15 protein-coding genes and 1 pseudogene are annotated in these 17,383 nt (G+C 69.4%); 7 read left to right on the plus strand and 9 right to left on the minus strand.

Annotation, left to right across the window (positions count from 1 at the left end; all coding sequences use genetic code 11):
- The 5 genes and pseudogenes from ACNJ7E_RS08560 to ACNJ7E_RS08580 form a co-directional block, all read left to right on the plus strand.
- Positions 1-125 (plus strand): annotated as a pseudogene (locus ACNJ7E_RS08560) (IS701 family transposase); the annotation flags it as partial.
- Positions 122-283 carry a hypothetical protein gene (locus ACNJ7E_RS08565; RefSeq protein ID WP_418339497.1) on the plus strand — a complete coding sequence of 54 codons (162 nt, stop codon included), beginning with the start codon at positions 122-124 and terminating at the stop codon, positions 281-283. The pseudogene ACNJ7E_RS08560 and the gene ACNJ7E_RS08565, both read left to right, overlap by 4 nt.
- Before the next feature lie 46 nt (positions 284-329).
- The gene (locus ACNJ7E_RS08570) at positions 330-950 is read left to right on the plus strand and encodes a TetR/AcrR family transcriptional regulator (RefSeq protein WP_418339615.1); all 621 of its coding nucleotides are present in this window, start codon (positions 330-332) and stop codon (positions 948-950) included.
- Positions 951-952: 2 nt separating this feature from the next.
- Complete coding sequence (locus tag ACNJ7E_RS08575) at positions 953-1,951, plus strand: nitrilase-related carbon-nitrogen hydrolase (RefSeq protein ID WP_280779138.1); 999 nt, start codon at positions 953-955, stop codon at positions 1,949-1,951.
- Complete coding sequence (locus tag ACNJ7E_RS08580; protein ID WP_280779139.1) at positions 1,948-2,973, plus strand: agmatine deiminase family protein; 1,026 nt, start codon at positions 1,948-1,950, stop codon at positions 2,971-2,973. Before ACNJ7E_RS08575 ends, ACNJ7E_RS08580 begins: the two co-directional genes overlap by 4 nt.
- Here the strand turns inward: ACNJ7E_RS08580 and ACNJ7E_RS08585 are convergent.
- Both ACNJ7E_RS08585 and ACNJ7E_RS08590 read right to left on the minus strand, forming a co-directional pair.
- On the minus strand, positions 2,970-4,205 hold the full coding sequence (locus tag ACNJ7E_RS08585; RefSeq protein WP_280779140.1) for an RNA polymerase sigma factor: 1,236 nt from the start codon (positions 4,203-4,205) through the stop codon (positions 2,970-2,972). The two genes, ACNJ7E_RS08580 and ACNJ7E_RS08585, sit on opposite strands and share 4 nt — an antisense overlap.
- Positions 4,205-4,906, minus strand: a complete 702-nt coding sequence (locus ACNJ7E_RS08590) for a YciI family protein (protein WP_280779141.1) — start codon at positions 4,904-4,906, stop codon at positions 4,205-4,207. The genes ACNJ7E_RS08585 and ACNJ7E_RS08590 overlap by 1 nt, the downstream gene beginning before the upstream one ends.
- Positions 4,907-5,126: 220 nt before the next feature.
- Here ACNJ7E_RS08590 and ACNJ7E_RS08595 point away from each other — a divergent pair, with 220 nt between their 5' ends.
- Together ACNJ7E_RS08595 and ACNJ7E_RS08600 are read left to right on the plus strand one after the other, a co-directional pair.
- A complete protein-coding gene (locus tag ACNJ7E_RS08595) occupies positions 5,127-9,017 on the plus strand; it encodes a Pls/PosA family non-ribosomal peptide synthetase (RefSeq protein WP_418339616.1) in 3,891 nt (1,296 codons plus the stop codon).
- Positions 9,014-10,330: a M1 family metallopeptidase gene (locus ACNJ7E_RS08600; protein WP_317570750.1), complete on the plus strand. Its 1,317-nt coding sequence runs from the start codon at positions 9,014-9,016 to the stop codon at positions 10,328-10,330. Before ACNJ7E_RS08595 ends, ACNJ7E_RS08600 begins: the two co-directional genes overlap by 4 nt.
- 7 nt (positions 10,331-10,337) lie before the next feature.
- On the opposite strand, the gene ACNJ7E_RS08605 is transcribed toward ACNJ7E_RS08600, so the two are convergent.
- From ACNJ7E_RS08605 to ACNJ7E_RS08635, 7 genes are read right to left on the minus strand one after another with little or no spacing between them, the layout of a single operon-like run.
- Positions 10,338-11,594 (minus strand): MFS transporter, encoded by a 1,257-nt coding sequence (locus ACNJ7E_RS08605; protein ID WP_280779146.1) that lies wholly within the window; start codon positions 11,592-11,594, stop codon positions 10,338-10,340.
- Complete coding sequence (locus ACNJ7E_RS08610; protein WP_009477446.1) at positions 11,591-12,238, minus strand: GntR family transcriptional regulator; 648 nt, start codon at positions 12,236-12,238, stop codon at positions 11,591-11,593. The genes ACNJ7E_RS08605 and ACNJ7E_RS08610 overlap by 4 nt, the downstream gene beginning before the upstream one ends.
- 40 nt (positions 12,239-12,278) lie before the next feature.
- Positions 12,279-12,719 (minus strand): RidA family protein, encoded by a 441-nt coding sequence (locus ACNJ7E_RS08615; protein WP_280779147.1) that lies wholly within the window; start codon positions 12,717-12,719, stop codon positions 12,279-12,281.
- On the minus strand, positions 12,712-14,304 hold the full coding sequence (locus ACNJ7E_RS08620; protein WP_418339617.1) for a gamma-glutamyltransferase family protein: 1,593 nt from the start codon (positions 14,302-14,304) through the stop codon (positions 12,712-12,714). Before ACNJ7E_RS08620 ends, ACNJ7E_RS08615 begins: the two co-directional genes overlap by 8 nt.
- On the minus strand, positions 14,301-14,663 hold the full coding sequence (locus tag ACNJ7E_RS08625; protein WP_005245019.1) for a Rieske (2Fe-2S) protein: 363 nt from the start codon (positions 14,661-14,663) through the stop codon (positions 14,301-14,303). Before ACNJ7E_RS08625 ends, ACNJ7E_RS08620 begins: the two co-directional genes overlap by 4 nt.
- A gap of 29 nt (positions 14,664-14,692) precedes the next feature.
- Complete coding sequence (locus ACNJ7E_RS08630) at positions 14,693-16,135, minus strand: aldehyde dehydrogenase family protein (protein ID WP_280779149.1); 1,443 nt, start codon at positions 16,133-16,135, stop codon at positions 14,693-14,695.
- Entirely contained in the window at positions 16,132-17,370 is a 1,239-nt protein-coding gene (locus tag ACNJ7E_RS08635) for an NAD(P)/FAD-dependent oxidoreductase (protein ID WP_280779150.1), read from the minus strand. The genes ACNJ7E_RS08630 and ACNJ7E_RS08635 overlap by 4 nt, the downstream gene beginning before the upstream one ends.
- Positions 17,371-17,383: the final 13 nt, after the last annotated feature.

A 17,383-nucleotide genomic window follows, 5' to 3' on the forward strand; every position in this document is an offset into this window, starting at 1 on the left:
ACCAGGTACGCACCTACCGGGCCTGGTACGCCCACATCACCTTGTCGATGCTCGCCCTCGCCTGGCTCGCCGGGACGAAAACCGAAGCGATAAAAGGGGAATCGGGATCGAAGATCAGGGCATGATCGCGTACACGCTACCCGAGATCCGCCGCCTGCTCGTGCAACTGATCCTGCGACACGCCCACCCGGACGAGCACATCTGGTCCTGGTCGAAGTGGCGACGGCGCCGACAACACCAGGCCCGCACCTCCCACTACCGACGTCGCGGACACTTCCCATAAGTGCCGTTGCAGTACTAGGGCGGCACGAACCGAAGGAGATTCACCGATGAGCGAGCGACGCGATGCGATTCTGAAGGCCAGCGCGACGGCCATTGCCCAACGAGGCATTCGCGGGCTTCGCGTCAACGATGTCGCGGAGGTCGCGGGCGTGTCGCCGGGACTGCTGTACTACCACTTCAAGGATCGCATCGGCCTCCTCGAGGCCGCCCTGAACTACATCAACGACCGCGCCCGCGCCTACCGCAGCGAGGGTGAGGGATCCGGCGACTCCGCTCGCGACCGCCTCACCCGCTCCCTCCTCGGGGAGATCCAGGACCGTCCCGAGGTCGTAGAGAACTCGTTGGCCTGGAACGAGTTACGCGCCTCCGCTGTGTACGAGGAGGCCCTGCGGGAGCCCCTCGCGCGGACCACCGCGGCGTGGGTGTCGGAGATCGCCGACGCGATCGCGCAGGCGCAGGTCACCGGCGAAATCTCCCGCTCGCTCGACCCTCAGCCCACCGCGATCACGATGACGGCCCTCGTCGAGGGTCTGTCCGGGCGGTGGCTCTGCAAGGAGATCTCCACCGAGGACGCCCGCTCCCATCTGCTCGGCGCGATCGACGTCGTGATGTCCGAGCCCACCCACCACACCGCCGACACCCCTGTCACACCCACACCGAAGGAATAACGATGACCATTCGCACGATCACCGCACTGCCCGCACCGTCCTCACCGGCGCGCTTCACCGAATCCGCCCGCACACCGCTGCGGGTCGGGCTGGTACAGCACCGCTGGCGACCCGATGCGGACGCACTGCGCACCGAGTTGACCGACGCGATCGGCGAGGCAGCCGCACTCGGCGCTGCGGTGGTGTTCCTGCCGGAACTCACGTTGTCGAAGTACCCCGCCGACACCCGCGCGACCGGGGCCCCCGGCCGCGACGCCGAGGACCTCACGACCGGCCCCACGTACAGTTTCGCGGCCGCCGCCGCTGCCCGGCACGGGGTCTGCGTCCACGCTTCCCTCTACGAACGAGCCGACGGCCCGGACGGTCTCGGTTTCAACACGGCCATCCTCGTCGCCCCGTCCGGTGAATTGCTCTCCCGCACCCGCAAGCTGCACATCCCCGTCAGCGCCGGCTATTACGAGGACACCTACTTCCGCGGCGGTCCCGCCGACGACGCCTACCCCGTCTACCGCCCGGCCGAATTGGACGGTGCGGCGATCGGTTTGCCGACGTGCTGGGACGAATGGTTCCCCGAAGTCGCGCGGATGTATTCGCTCGGCGGCGCCGAGATCCTCGTGTACCCCACCGCGATCGGGTCGGAGCCGAGCGTCCCGTCCTTCGACACCCAGCCGATCTGGCAGCACGTGATCGTCGGAAACGGCATCACCAGTGGCACATTCATGGTGGTACCGAACCGCTGCGGCAACGAGGGTGGCATCGACTTCTACGGTTCCTCGTTCATCTCCGACCCGTACGGCCGCGTGCTCGTGTCTGCTCCCCGCGACGAGGAGGCGGTCCTGGTGGCCGATCTCGACCTCGATCAGCGGAAGGACTGGCTCGATCTCTTCCCGTTCCTGACCACCCGCAGGCCGGACACGTACACCCGGCTGACGGATCCCGTGGACCACGAGCACCCCTACGGACTTCCGACGACGGTATCGGCCGCGGAGACCCGGTCATGACCTGGCGGATGCCGAGCGAGACCGAACCGCAGGAACGGGTGTGGATGGCGTTCCCGCCCCTCGGGGCCTCGATGACCGCGACCGCGGACGACGCGCACGAGGCGCGAACCGCGTGGACGGCCGTCGCCCACACGATCGCCGAATTCGAACCGGTCACCATGGTCGTCGATCCGGCGGATCGGGATGTCGCCCGGCAATACCTGTCCTCGGACGTGGACGTGGTCGAGGCTCCCCTCGACGACGCCTGGATGCGCGACATCGGACCCACGTTCGTCCTCGACGAGGACGACCGCCTCGGTGCCGTCGACTGGACGTTCAACGGCTGGGGACAACAGGGGTGGGCGACCTGGGATCGCGACCGGTCGATCGGCGCGGCCGTCACCCGGTGGTCCGGTGCGCAGCCGGTCCCGTCGTCGATGGTCAACGAGGGCGGCGGGATCCAGGTCGACGGTCGCGGAACCGTGCTCGTCACCGAGACCGTGCAACTGGACCCGCTGCGCAACCCCGGCCTGGACGCGGCGGGAGTCGAGGCGGAACTCGCGCGCACGATCGGCGCCGAGCACGTCGTCTGGCTCCCCCGCGGCCTCACGCGAGATTCCGAGAAGTTCGGCACCAAGGGGCACGTCGACATCGTCGCGGCGCTGCCCGCACCCGGGGTGGCCCTCGTGCACTCCCAGCGCGACCGATCCCACCCCGACCACGAAGTGTCCGCCGAGATCCTGAAAGTTCTGTCCGACAGCCGTGACCGTTCAGGTGCGCCGTGGCGGATCGTCGAGGTGCCTGCCCCGACGGTCCTGCGTGACGGGGAGGGCTGGGTCGACTACAGCTACATCAATCATCTCGTCGTCAACGGCGGCGTCATCGCATGCGGCTTCGACGACCCTCACGATGCCCTCGCCCGCGACATCCTGTCGAGCGTCTACCCCGGTCGCCGCGTCGTCACGGTCGATGCCCGGCAGATCTTCGCGCGGGGCGGCGGCATCCACTGCATCACCCAGCACCAGCCTCGCGGGCGGATCTAGCGGGCACTGTTCTCGCTGTCCACTTCCGCGAGCCGCCTCGCCAGGAATCGCCGGGTCGGTTCGTTCGCCGCCAGACCGATCGCGGTGCGGTACTCCGCACTCGCCTCCGCGGGCCTGCCCGCTCGGCGCAGCAGGTCGGCGCGGGTCGCGTGCACGGTGTGCGTCCGCGCCAGCCTCGGCTCCCTGGCGAGTGCGTCCAACTCGGCGAGGCCGGCGTCGGGGCCGTCCCGGAAGCTCACTGCGACAGCGCGATTGAGACGAACGGCGGGCGAGTCACCGTACGTGCCGAGTTCGTCGTATCCGGCGACGACGGCGTTCCAGTCGGTGGCCGCCCAGTTCGGCGCCGTCGCGTGGGCGGCCGCGATCGCGGCCTGCGCGCTGTACGGAGCCCCTCCCCTGCGCCGTGCGGCCCGCAGGCACACGACGCCTTCCGCGATCTTCGCCCGGTCCCAGCGCCGACGGTCCTGCTCCTCGAGTGAGACGAGATCACCCGCGTCGTCCGTTCGCTGAGCACGCCTGCTGTCGTGAAACAGCATGAGCGCCATCAGCGCCCACGCCTCACCCTCGTCCGGCATCAGCTCGCACAGCAACCGGCCGAGCCGCAGCGCCTCCTCGCAGAGTTCGTCGCGGATCGCGGTGTCGCCCGACGTCGCCGAATAGCCCTCGGTGAACACCAGATAGATGCAGGCGAGTACCTGCGGGGTGCGCTCGGGCAGCAGATGGTCGGGCGGGACCCGGAAGGGGATACCGGCGGTCCGGATCTTCGACTTCGCTCGGCTGAGCCGTTGGGACACGGTCGGTTCCGGGGCGAGGAACAACCGGGCGATCTCCGCCGGCCTCAGCCCGGCCACCAGGCGGAGAGTCAACGCGACCTGCGACTCCGGGGACAGCGCAGGATGGCAGCACGTGAACATGAGCCGCAACTGGTCGTCACGCACCGGCCACACCTCTTCCTCGTCCGGAGGGGGAACGAGCCGCGCCGCATCGTGCTCCTTGTCGCCGCGCAACGACTCCCGGCGCAACCGGTCCAGTGCCCGGTTGCGGGCGACGGTCGTGATCCAGGCTCCCGGGTTCTTGGGCAGTCCCGCCTCCGGCCAGCTGCGGAGCGCCTCGGCGAACGCCTCCTGCACCGCGTCTTCCGCGAGGGACAGGTCGCCGACCATCCGTGCCACGGTCGCCAGCGCCCGACCGGACTCCTCCCGGAAGACGCGGCTCAGCGTGTCGCCGTCCATTACTCGGCGTAGGCGACGATCTGCCGGAGTTCGACGCAGCCCTTCGGCGTCACCGGGATCTTCGCCGACAACGCGATCGCACTCTCCCGGTCCTCGGCTGCGAGCACGTACAGGCCATTCGCGACCTCGGCTGTCTCGGCGAAGGGGCCGTCGGTGAGAAGGAGTTCCCCGTCGCGAACGCGGATCGTCGTCGCGGAGTCCGGCGGATAGAGGGCCCCGCCGCCACGCACCGCGGACCCGGCGAGCCGACCGAACTTCTCGTGCTCGGCCATTCCCTCGTCCCACTGGGGTGTGCCCGGCGCCACCGCCGCCGCCACCGGTTCGCGGAGCAGCGCCATCCAGCAGCCTGTCTGATCGGTCACGGGCATCCACTCGAACATCGGCCACAACTCGATGATCGCCTCCGGGATGTGCCGCGCCACATTCAGCACCTCGTCCAGGTCCAATCCCTCGAGGACGTAGAAACCACCGATCACCTCCGCGGCCTCCGCGAACGGACCGTCCGTGATCAGCGCGCGGCCGCCCTCGTTCCGGATGGTCGCCGCCTCCGCGCTCGGGTACAGGGCACCACCTCCGACGATCGCGGAGCCCGCTCTCTCCGTGAACGCCTCGTGGCGCGCAACGGCCACCGCAAACTCCGGACTGTCCGGTGCCCATTCGGTGGCGTTCTTCTCGTCCGCCAGCAATGCCAGGTAGTACATGGGGTCATCCTTCCTCGAAAAGAAGGAACTCGGGTGCTCCTTCTGACCAGACGACGAAGAAGAGGGACGAACTTCGACACGTGCGGTGAGAGAACCGGCACCTGCGGGTGAAGAATGGACGACGAAGCCCTACGAACCACCAACTGTTCACCATCTGGCCACTTGATCGTGAGATAACGAGCCGTACGCACCACCACCCGCTCAGAGAAGGAATTCTGGATTGTCTCTCCAGTCGCCGACGGATTCGGACCTGTCGCTCCGTATACCCCGGGAATTCCTCCGCCGTGAGTTCGCACCGGCGCCGCGCACACTCGTCGACATCCTGTTCGCGACGGCCGAGGCGAACCCCGAAGCCCCGGCGATCGACGACGGCTCGGCGTCGCTCACCTACCAGGAACTGCTCGCGGAGATCCGGCAGACCGCGGAGGTCCTGGCCGAATCGGGAGTCGGGGCCGGCGATCGCGTCGGAATCCGAATGCCGTCCGGATCCTGCTCGCTCTACGTCGCGATCCTGGCGACGCTCGCCGTCGGCGCCGCCTACGTGCCGGTAGACGCGGACGACCCCGAGGAACGCGCCGAACTCGTGTTCGGTGAGGCGCAGGTCCGGTGCGTGATGACCGGCACCGGGATCACCGCGGGTACCGCCCCCGACAGGGCCGAGTCGCCGAGCGCCCGCCCGCCGAACGTCGACGACGACGCGTGGATCATCTTCACCTCCGGTTCCACCGGCACCCCCAAGGGGGTCGCGGTGAACCATCGCAATGCGGCGGCGTTCGTGGATGCCGAAGCCCGGATGTTTCTGCAGGAAGACCCGATCCGGCCCGGCGATCGGGTGCTGGCCGGACTGTCCGTCGCGTTCGACGCGTCCTGCGAGGAGATGTGGCTCGCGTGGCGTCACGGCGCCTGCCTCGTTCCCGCGCCCCGGTCCCTGGTGCGCAGCGGCATGGACCTCGGCCCGTGGCTCGTCGCGCGCGACGTCAGCATCGTCTCGACGGTGCCGACCCTCGCGTCGCTGTGGCCTGCCGAGGCCCTCGAGGCCGTGCGCCTGCTGATCTTCGGTGGCGAGGCCTGCCCACCCGAACTGGCGGAGCGTCTCGCCGTCGACGGACGCGAGGTATGGAATACGTACGGGCCCACCGAGGCGACCGTCGTGGCGTGCGGCGCCCTGATGGACGGCAAGAGTCCGGTCAGTATCGGCCTCCCGCTCGACGGCTGGGACCTCGCAGTGGTCGACGCGACCGGTGAACCCGTCCCCGAGGGCGAGGTGGGCGAACTGGTCATCGGCGGTGTCGGCCTGGCCCGGTACCTCGACCCGCAGAAAGACGCCGAGAAGTACGCACCGATGCCGACACTCGGCTGGGATCGCGCGTACCGCAGTGGCGACCTCGTCCGCCTCGACCGCCGCGGACTTCTGTTCCAGGGTCGCGCAGACGATCAGGTGAAACTCGGTGGCAGGCGGATCGAACTGGGCGAGGTCGACAACGCCCTGCAGAACCTTCCCGGCGTCGGCGGCGCCGCCGCTGCCGTCCGCCGGACCGGAGCCGGTCACCAGGTACTCGTCGGCTACCTTGTCAGCACCAACCCCGACTTCGACCTCAAGGCGGCGCACGCGGCGCTCACCGAGCAGCTGCCGGCGGCGCTGGTTCCCCGGTTGGTCCTGGTCGACGAACTGCCCACCCGCACGTCGGGCAAGGTCGACCGGAACGCCCTGCCCTGGCCCCCGCCGGGTATCGACGACGCCGCGGAGAAACTGGGTCTCGAGGGCACGCAGGCCTGGGTCGCGGGGCTGTGGACGGCGATTCTCGGCGCCGAGATCACGGGCCCCGACGACGACTTCTTCGAGCTCGGCGGCGGATCCCTCTCGGCAGCCCAGCTGGTCACGGCGCTGCGCGAACGGTTCCCCGAGGTGACGGTCGCGCAACTCTACGACCATCCGCGGCTCGGTTCGCTCGCGGAATACCTCGACGAGCTGGCGCCGATCGACGCCGCCGAACCCCGCCTCGTCACGCCGACTCCGCGTCGGAGCCAGCTCGCCCAGATCGCGGCCACGGTTCCGCTCACCACGCTCACCGGCCTGCAGTGGGTCACGTGGCTGGCCATCGCGAACAACGCCTTCTCGTGGTTCACGACGGTGCCGTGGGCGCCCACGCTGTCGTGGTGGTGGATTCTGCTCGCGTTCTTCGCGTTCATCAGCCCGGTCGGCCGGATGGCGATCTCGGTGATCGGCTCACGGATCCTGCTGCGCGGACTCGAGCCGGGAACGTATCCCCGGGGCGGCAGCGAACACCTGCGGCTGTGGGTGGCGCTGCGCCTGACCGAGGCCAGCGGTGCCGCGAACCTGTCGGGCGCGCCGTGGATGCTCTACTACGCGCGGGCGCTCGGCGCGAAGGTCGGCAAGGGCGTCGACCTGCACACGCTCCCGCCGGTCACCGGCATGCTGGAGCTCGGCGACGGGTGCTCCATCGAACCCGAGGTCGACCTGTCCGGGCACTGGGTGGACGGCGACGTCGTCCACATCGGTGCGATCAAGATCGGTCCGGGTGCGTCGGTGGGCGCCCGGTCCACGCTGGTTCCCGGCGCCACCATCGGGCGCAACGCCGAAGTCGAGGCCGGTTCCGCCGTGTTCGGGCGCGTCAAGGCCAATCAGCACTGGGCCGGTTCACCGGCGGTCAAGGTCGGCAAGGCCGTCCACCCCTGGCCCGAGGAGACTCCGCGCCGCGCGGCCTACTGGGTTCCCGCGTTCGGTGTGACGTCGATGCTCATCGCCGGACTGCCGATCTTCGCCCTCGTCGCCGGCATCGTGGTCATCGGCTGGTGGATCCGCGACGCCGGCACGATCGGGTCCGCCGTACTCCAGTCGCTGGTGATCCTTCCCGCCGCGACGCTCGTCAGCCTCGCCGTGTTCGCCGTCCTCACGGTCGTGTCCGTCCGGCTGCTGTCCATCGGGTTGCGTGAGGGCTACCACCCGGTCCGCAGTCGCATCGGCTGGCAGGTGTGGGCCACCGAACGACTCATGGACTCCGCCCGCACGTTCCTGTTCCCGCTGTACGCGAGCCTCCTGACGCCGGGATGGCTGCGGTTGCTCGGTGCCCGGATCGGCAAGAACGTGGAAGCGTCGACCGTGCTCATGCTGCCGAAGTTCACCACCGTGGCGGACGGCGCATTCCTCGCCGACGACACGATGATCGCGAGTTACGAACTCGGCGGCGGCTGGATGCACATCGAACACGCGAAGGTCGGCAAGCGCGCCTTCCTCGGCAACTCCGGGATGACCGGTCCGGGTCGGCGCGTGCCCAAGAACGGTCTCGTCGCGGTGCTCTCGGCCACGCCGTCGAAGGCGAAATCCGGGTCCTCCTGGCTGGGCAGTCCCCCGGTCCGCCTCCGCAGGGCGCCCGGCGACACCGACGCCTCCCGCACGTTCCGTCCCCCGGTCCGGCTCAAGATCGCCCGCGCGGTCGTGGAGACGTGCCGCCTCATCCCGGTGACGGTGACGTTCGGAATCGGCCTCGGCGTGCTGTTCGCGCTGCAGGTGCTGGCTCACCACATCGGCTTCTGGCTCGCGGCACTGGCGAGCGGTGTCGTCCTCCTCGTCGCGGGCGCGGTCGCCGGGCTGATCTCCGTGATCGCGAAGTGGCTGGTGGTCGGCCGGATCGGGAAGATCGAGCACCCGTTGTGGAGTTCGTTCGTGTGGCGGAACGAGGTGTCGGACGCCTTCGTGGAAACGGTCGCCGCACCCTGGTTCGCCCGTGCCGCGACGGGCACCGCCGTCCTCAACGTCTGGTTGCGGGGCCTCGGAGCCACCATCGGCAAGGGTGTGTGGTGTGAAACCTATTGGCTGCCCGAGGCGGATCTCGTGACGCTGGGCGACGGCGCGACCGTGGAACGGGGGTGTGTCGTGCAGACTCACCTGTTCCATGATCGGATCATGTCCATGGACACCGTCATCCTCGGAGCCGGCGCCACCCTCGGCCCGCACTGTGTCGCGCTGCCCGCCGCCCGGATCGGCGAAGGCGCCACGGTCGGCCCGGCCTCGCTCGTCATGCGCGGCGACACCGTGCCGCCGTCCACGCGGTGGCAGGGAAATCCGATCGCCCCCTGGGCGGCCACGTGAAGGCTGACAAGGGGATCGACGAGCCGGTCGACCCGTATCTCCCCCAGAACGGAAACCGCGGATACCGGGTGTCCCGGTACGAACTCGACCTCACCTACAAGGTTCACAGCAACCGGCTGGCAGGCAAGGCCACGATCACCGCGGTCACCACCGAGGCCCGCTCCCGGTTCGCCCTGGATCTGGCGTCCAATCTGCACGTCACGAAGGTCGCGACCAACGGTTCCCGCAACACGAAGTGGTTGCATCGGAACGGCAAGCTGGTCGTCACGCCCGCGCAGGCGATCCCCGCGGGCGGCGCCCTCGTGCTCACCGTCCAGTACGGGGGTTCGCCGAAACCGATCCGCAGTGTGTGGGGTGAGGTCGGCTGGGAGGAGTTGTCCGAGGGCGCGCTGGTTGCCAGCCAGCCCAACGGGGCGGCGTCCTGGTTCCCGTGCGACGACCACCCGAGTTCGAAGGCCAGTTACCGCATCGCGATCACGACCGATTCGCCGTACTACACGGTGGCCAACGGTGCGCTGGTGAGCAGGCAGACCCGGGCCAGCCAGACGACGTGGGTGTACGAGCAGACCGAGCCGATGGCGAGTTATCTGGCCACCATCCAGATCGGGCCGTACGAACGCCGAAGCCTCGGTTCCGGCGGAGTCCCCATGTTCGCCGTCCACCCGCCGCGGCTGCGTCCGACGTTCGACGTGGACTTCGGCCGGCAGCCTCAGATGATGGACGTGTTCTCCCGACTGTTCGGCCCGTACCCGTTCGCCGACTACACGGTGATCGTGACGGACGACGAGCTGGAGATCCCGCTCGAGGCGCAGGGACTGTCGATTTTCGGTGCCAACCATTGCACGGGCCGGCGCGGATACGAACGTCTGGTGGCGCACGAACTCGCCCACCAGTGGTTCGGCAACAGCCTGACACTCGGTCAGTGGCGGGACATCTGGCTGCACGAAGGTTTCGCCTGTTACGCGGAGTGGATCTGGTCGGAGAACTCCGGCGGCCCTTCGGCGCACCAGCTCGCACAGCAGGCGCATCAGGGCCTGGCCCGCAAGCCGCAGGACCTGGTGATCGCCGATCCGGGACCGCAGCTGATGTTCGACGACCGCGTCTACAAGCGCGGCGCGCTGACGCTCCACGCGTTGCGACGACGGCTCGGCGACGACAAGTTCTTCGGGCTGCTGCGGCAGTGGACGCTGGCCCATCGCCACTCCACCGTCACGAGCGAGCAGTTCACCGACCTGGCCACCCACTACACCGACGAGCCGCTGCGCCTGCTGTGGGATTCCTGGCTCGGCGAGAAGACTCTGCCGCCGATGTGAGCTGCGGTCACTCCGGGTTCGGCAGGTGCGCGCGCCACTTGGTGAGTGCGAGCGCAAGACAGCCCGCGGCCGCGATCGTCCCGAAGAGGAACATTCTCGGGTACGTCACCGCCGGGAACGTCTCGGACAGGTAGGCCATCACGGCCGGCGTCCCGAATCCCAGGTACGTGAGCGAGTAGAAGACGGCGGTCAGTCCGGCGAGGTCGTTCGGGCCCGCGATCCGCTGAATCTCCTGCAGTCCCGACACCATGGCCATGCCGTATCCGCAGCCGAGCACGATGGCGGCGGCGAGCGCGAGCGGAACGGTCAGCGCCGACGCGGCGACGGCCGCGACGCCCATTCCGACGAGGACGACGACGAGTGACACCACGACGGCACGCGCGTTGCGGGGGGTGTCGATCTTGCGTCCGAGCGCCTGGATCGCGAATCCCGCCCCGAGGCCGACCATGCACATGGACGCCGAGAACGCGAGCGGCAGCCCACCGGTGTTCCCGGACATCAGCGACGGCAGGACCGCGTAGGCGGCGGCCGCAGTGCCGAACACCCAGGGTGCGAGCGGCGCGATCACGAACAGGAATCGCTTGTGGGCGGCGGACGGGATCGCGAGGTCGCGGGCGAGCGAGACTCGTTCGGAGACCGGCTGGGCCGCGCGGGTCTCCGGGGCTCGCCACAGTGCGACGGCAGCGGCGACGGCGATCGCGCTGTGCACAACGTACGACAGGACACTCGGCAGGGGCGCCCACTGCGCGAGGACGCCGGCGACGCCCGCGCCGAGGCCGAATCCGCCGGTCAGGCTCATCGCTGCCCGTCGCGCACCGGCACCGTCCGTGGCCGCGGGATCCCACGGCGCGGTCGACAGTTCCTTCACCCAGCTGCCGCCGACGGCCATGCCGAGGCCGAGCGCGACCCCGCACAGGACGCGGCCGACGATGAGCATGGCGGCGGAGTCGGCGCCGAGGGCCAGGAGCGCGGAGCCGGCGACCGTCAGGAACGGTGCCGGGAGCAGGATCGGCCGTCTGCCCAGCCGGTCGGAGAGTGGTCCGCCGAGGAGGAGGGCGGGCACGATTCCGACGACGTAGGCGAACAGGAACAGATCTACCGTGACCGGCGAGAAGCCGTGATCGGCGCGGTACATGCCGAGGAGCGGCGTGAATTCGTTGCCGCCCCACGCCACCGCGATCATGGTCGCGGCCACCAGCAGCCAGGCGCGCGGCGACGCGAGAGTCTCCGGCACCTCGATCGGGGATTCGCGGACGACGGTCATCGCGCAACTCCTCTCGGGTTGAGGGCGTGGACCTGGCGCATGTGGACGAGCACCGCGGCGTCGAACCCGGCGGCGTCACCCGCTTCGACGAGTTCGGTCAGCTGCTCGTGGTCGGCGATGATCCTGGGCAGCTGTCCCGGGTCACGGGTGATCGAGTGTGCCGTCATGCGTCGCTGACGCTCGCGGATGCTGGAGTAGAACGTTGCGAGCAGCGGATTCTCGCCCGCCTCGACGATCATCCGATGGAAGTCGGCGTCGGCGGCGCTGAAGGCGGCGACGTCGCCGCGCTCGGCGATCTCCCGCTGTTCCACGAGATTTTCGCGCAGGCGGGCGACGAGGAGTTCGCGGGCGTGTGGCTGGTCGGCCAGCACCCGGACGCTGTGCGTCTCGACGAGTTGCCGGGCGTCGACCACGTGCTCTGCCTCGCCGTCGGCGACGGGCACGACGAGGGCGCCCCGCTTCGGGTACAGCCGCATCCAGCCCTCGGACTCGAGCCGGAGGAAGGCTTCGCGCACCGGGGTGCGGCTGAGCCCCATGCGTCCGGCGATCTCGCCCTCGCTGATCAGCTCACCGCCGGGCAGACCGCCCGACAGGATGAGCTCCTTGACCTCGCGATAGGCCTGCTCCGCGGCGGAATACAACATAGACACAAGAAGTATTTAACACCTGGAGCCGGGTGCGGGTCTATGCACGGACAGCCACTGTGAGTTCTATCTCCACGGGTGCGCCGGACGGCAGGGCGTACACGCCGATCGCGCTGCGCACCGGCAGAGCGTCGGCCCCCAGGCATTCGACCAGCACGTCCGATGCGCCGTCGGCCACCGCGGACAGCTCACGGAAGTCCGGGGTACAGGCGACGAAGACGCACATGCGCAGGCACCGGGAGATCGCCGCCGTGCCGCCGACGGCCGCGGCTATCGCGGTGATCGCGTTCCTCGCCGCCAACCCGGCCGCCTCCCGGGCCCGCGGGATGTCCAGGTCCCGTCCGACGACGCCGGTAACCGTGAGCACACCGTCGCGGCGTGGCGTCATCCCGGCGCTGTACGCGATCCCGTCGTGCACGACCGCGGGAATGTAGCGGCCCTGGGGCCGTGGGGCGGCGGCGACGGATTCCTGCTCAGACACCGAGTGCTATTCCTTCCTGGCGGGGGTCGGCGGCGCCGGACAGCAGGCCGCGCGCTGCGTCGAGGGAGATGATCTGCGCGCTCCCACCCGCGGCCCACGGACCCTGCAGTGCGACGTCGTGACCCAGGCGCTCCAACTCGGTGCGCACCTCCTCCGGAATGCGGGACTCGCAGCGCAGTTCCGCCGGGCGGCCGACCACATCGGCGTCACTGCCGGGGAAGACGGTGAAGCGGGGCGCCGCGACGGCCTCCGCCGGGTCGAGTCCGTGATCGAGGAGGTGCGAGATCAGTTGCATGTTCCATTGCACTTGCCCGTCCCCGCCCGGGGTGTTTCCGACGTGCAGGAGATTCCCGGACGTATCGGTGATCACCCACGCGTTCAGGGTGTGCAGCGGTTTACGCCGCGGCGCCGCGGCGTTGGGATGCCCCGGGATCAGATAGGCCCCGCGGCCGAATCGGTTGTTCAGCACCACTCCGGTGCCGGGGACGGTCATCTTGGCGCCGAACGTGAAGGCGAGCGAGTGGATGAAACTGACCGCGCGGCCGTCGGAGTCCACCGCGACGGTCGAGGTGGTGTCACCGGCGCTCACTCTGAAGGCGCCCGACGACGCCCGGCGGCCGTCCAGCCGGTCTCTCGCCGCCCCGATCGCGGCCGGCTCGAGCACGGCCCTCCACCCGTCGTTGCCGGCGCCGCAGGTCGCGAACCGATCCTCGAAGGACAGACGTGCCGCTCTCGCCATGCGATCGACGGCCGGAGCGGTGAGCCACGGCGAGAAGCCGACGACGCCGTCGTTCAGCGCCGCCTGCTGCAGCACCATCCATCCGGGGGTGGGCAGGGGCGTCTGGTGAACGACCGCGCCGGCGTAGTGTCCGCTGATCGCCGACTCCGGTCGCACGTCGGCGCCTGCCGCCCACTCGTCCCCGCCGAACGGCGCCCCACCGGCGCGGAGCGCGTCGACCGCCTGCTGAGCGAACGGGCCGGTGTAGAAACCGTGCACGTCGCGCGCCAGTGCCTCGATGGTCCGGGCCAGGTCGCGCTGCGGCAGCCGCTCCCCGACCTGCGGCAACCGGCCGTCCGGGAGGTACACCGCACGCAGTCCGGGGTCGGCGGCGATCGCGGTCTGCGCCTCTCGCACGTCGTCGCGGGTCTTGGCCGAGCAGGGAAGCCCCTTCTCCGCCGCGCGCGCCGCCGGTGCCCAGAGGTCCGTCAGCGAGCGGGTGGCGCCACCCGCGTGCAACGCGCCGAGGGCGGCCGGCGCCCCGGGAACCGCCACCGCCAGCGCCCCGTCGAGGGGAATCGACCGCAGCCCACGTTCGGTGTAGAAGTCCACGTCACCGCCGTCGGGCCCGAAGCCGCTGCCCCCGACCGTCCACACCGATCCGTCCGGTTCGCGGACGACGGCGAACGCGTCACCGCCGATTCCGCATTGCCCCGGCAACGTCAGCCAGGTCATCGCGGCCATGGCCAGCGTCGCGTCGATGGCGTTGCCTCCGTCGGCCAGAACGCGGGCACCTACCGTGCTCGCCGCGGGATGGCTGGACGAGACCATGCCGTCGGCGGAGAGAGTGGACGGTCGGGGGTTCACTTCATGCACCCCCGCGCGGCCCGCCGGCGCGGGATGGAACTGGTGTCGTCGGGGTCGATGCCGACGAAGATCTCGCCGTCACGTTCCTCGACCGGGTAGGTCTTGATGGCCACGGTCGCCGGTGGGCACACGGGTTCGCCGGTCTCGAGATCGAACACGCTTCCGTGGCAGGAGCATCCGATACCGTCGTCGACGAGTTTCCCGGACGAGAGCAGGCAGTCCAGGTGTGTGCAGTAGTTGGACGTGGCGTAGGCCTTCCCGTTGAGGCGGGCCACGGCGAACTCGTGTTCACCGGCGAAGAAGCGGCGCACGATGCCTTCGGAAACCTGTCCGGAGCGCGCAACGCGAGTGAATTCCATGGTCTTCTCCCTCTGTCGACAGGTAGGTCTCAGGCCGAAGGGCTGAGGTAGACGGTCTTTTCGGCTTGGTAGAACTGCATCATCGAGTCACCCGCCTGTTCCTTGTGGGTCTGAGTGCTCGAGGCCTTGTATCCGCCGAACGGAGCGTTCATGCTCATGCCGGTGGTGGGCTGGTTGATCTTCACCAGGCCCGATTCGGAACGGCCCGCGAACACGAGTGCCTTGGTCACGTCGTTGGTGACGATTCCCGCGCTGAGCCCGAATTCGGTGTCGTTCGCGAGCGCAACTGCCTCGTCGAAGCCGGACGCCCGCAGGAAGACCAGCAGTGGTCCGAACACTTCGTCCGTGACCACCCGCATGTCGGGGCTGCCACCGGCGAACACGGTCGGGACGGCGAAATAGCCGTTCCCCCTGTCGAGACTTACTCCGCCGCAGACCAGTTCGGCTCCTTCGTCGCGGCCGATCTGCACGTACTCGAGGAACTTGACGAGCTGCGCCTTGCTCGCGAGAGCTCCCATGCCCACACCCGGTTCGGCGCCCGGGCCGACGATGATCCCTTCGGCGAGTTCCACCACGCGGTCCAGCAACCGGTCGTGGATCTCGTCCACCGCGATCACCCGGCTGGTGCCCGTGCACGCCTGCCCGGACAATCCGAAGGCGCCCTTGACGATCAGTGCGGCCGCCTTGTCCACGTCGGCGTCGCCCAGGACCACGACGGGGTTCTTGCCGCCCATCTCGAGCTGACTGCGGCGAGACGGACCCACCGCCGCGTGGATCGCACGGCCCACCTGGGTGGAGCCGGTGAACGTCACGGCATCGACGCGCTCGTCCGCCGCGACCGCGCCGCCGGCGCGACCGGAACCCTGGACCAGGGCGAGGGCACCGGCCGGAAGTCCCCCGGCCAGCAGCGCCTCGACCAGCCGCTGTCCCATCAGCGGGGTGAGTTCGGACGGTTTGAACACCACGACGTTTCCGGCGGCCAGCGCCGGTCCGAGTTTGCGCGACGGAATGTTGAGCGGGAAATTCCAGGGGGTGATCGCCCCGACGATTCCGACAGGTTCCCGCAGGGTGATGACAAGCCCCTCCCCCGGGGTGGGGTACGTGCTGCCGGTGGTGCGGAGCGCCTCACCCGCGTAGAAGCGCAGGTTCATCGGTGTGCGACCGACTTCCATGGTCGCCTCCGCCCTGGTCTTGCCCTCCTCTCGGACGAGTTCGTCGACGAGGTCGCCTGCCCGCGCCTCGAGGTGCGCGGCCGCCGCTTCCAGGATTGCCGCGCGGCGTTCGGGGGGCGTCGCGGCCCACTGCGGCGCCGCCTTGGCCAGCGAGCTGACGGCGGCATCCACGTCCGCCTCGGTGGAATCCGGGAACACGCCGATCACGTCGTCGTGATCCGCGGGATTGCGCCGCTCGAACGTCGCACCGGAAGACGACGGGACCCACTGCCCGTCAATGAGATTGAGTCCCTCGATCATGACACCGTCACCAATTCCTCGTCATCGTCCATCAGGTCGAACAGGTCGACGTCCTCGTCCGCCAACCGGGCAGGCGCGATCGACCGGCCGATCAGTTCTCGGGCCGCGCTGATCTCGTCGCCGCGGTCGAGCGTGAAGGCGCCGCGCACGACACCGCTGTCCAGATAGAAGGCGGTGAACTCGCCGTCGTCGGCGCTGCCGCGAAACACCAGGTCGGTGTAGCGGGCCGCGCCGGTGAACTGGATGTTCTTGCCGAACTGATCGGACCAGAACCAGTGCGCGGGGTCCACCACCCCGACACGTCCGAGCATGAGGTTCGCGGTCGCCGCCCCCTGCTTGCTCGCGTTGTCGAAGTGTTCGACGCGAACGTGCCTGCCTGCCGCGTCGGAGAATCGCGCTGCCACATCGCCGGCGGCGTAGACGTGTGGAATCGAGGTCCGCCCCTGCGCGTCCACGAGGATTCCGCCGTCGACGGCCAGACCGGAGACCCGCGCGACCTCGACGTTGGGGACGATCCCGATGCCCACCACCACGACGTCGGCCGAAATCACCTCGCCGCCCTCGAGGGCGATGAGCACGCCGTCCGGCCTGGTCGTCACGGTGTCGACCCGGACGCCGCCGCGGACGGTGACTCCGTTCTCCCGCTGCAATCGAGTGCAGACGTCGCCCATCTCGGGTCCGAGGATTCGGGCGAGGGGCACCGGGTCCGCTTCGAGAACGGTCACCTCGGCGCCCAGGGCTGTTGCAGTGGCGGCAATTTCGAGCCCGACGAAGCCTCCACCGATCAGCACCAGACCGACGCCGGGACGAAGGTCGGCGGCGAGCCGTTCGGCGTCGTCGATCGTCCGCAGGTAGTGCACTCGTTCGGGCGCAGGCCCGTTCACCGGCATCGTGCGCGGTCTGCCGCCGGTCGCGATCAGTACCGCGTCGGCCGCGATGTTTCGCCCGTCGGACAATTCGACCGATCCGCCGCTCGCGTCGATCCGGGTCACCGTCGTGCCGGTGAGGAGTTCGACGTTCTGCTTGTCGCGCCACGCGTCGGGAAGCAGCATCAACGACTCGCGATCCTCCTGCCCGGCAAGGAATTCCTTGGACAGCGGTGGCCGCTGATACGGCGCGTGCGGCTCGTCGCCGACGAGGAGGATCCTGCCGTCGAATCCTCGGCGTCGCAGGGTGCGCGCCGCGACGGCGGCGGTCTGGCCTGCGCCGATGGTGACGATGGTGTTCAACGTCATGGGGTCGCTCGCT

The sequence above is a fragment of the Rhodococcus mengyinensis genome, assembly GCF_048381435.1.
GTDB lineage: Bacteria > Actinomycetota > Actinomycetes > Mycobacteriales > Mycobacteriaceae > Rhodococcus_F > Rhodococcus_F opacus_D.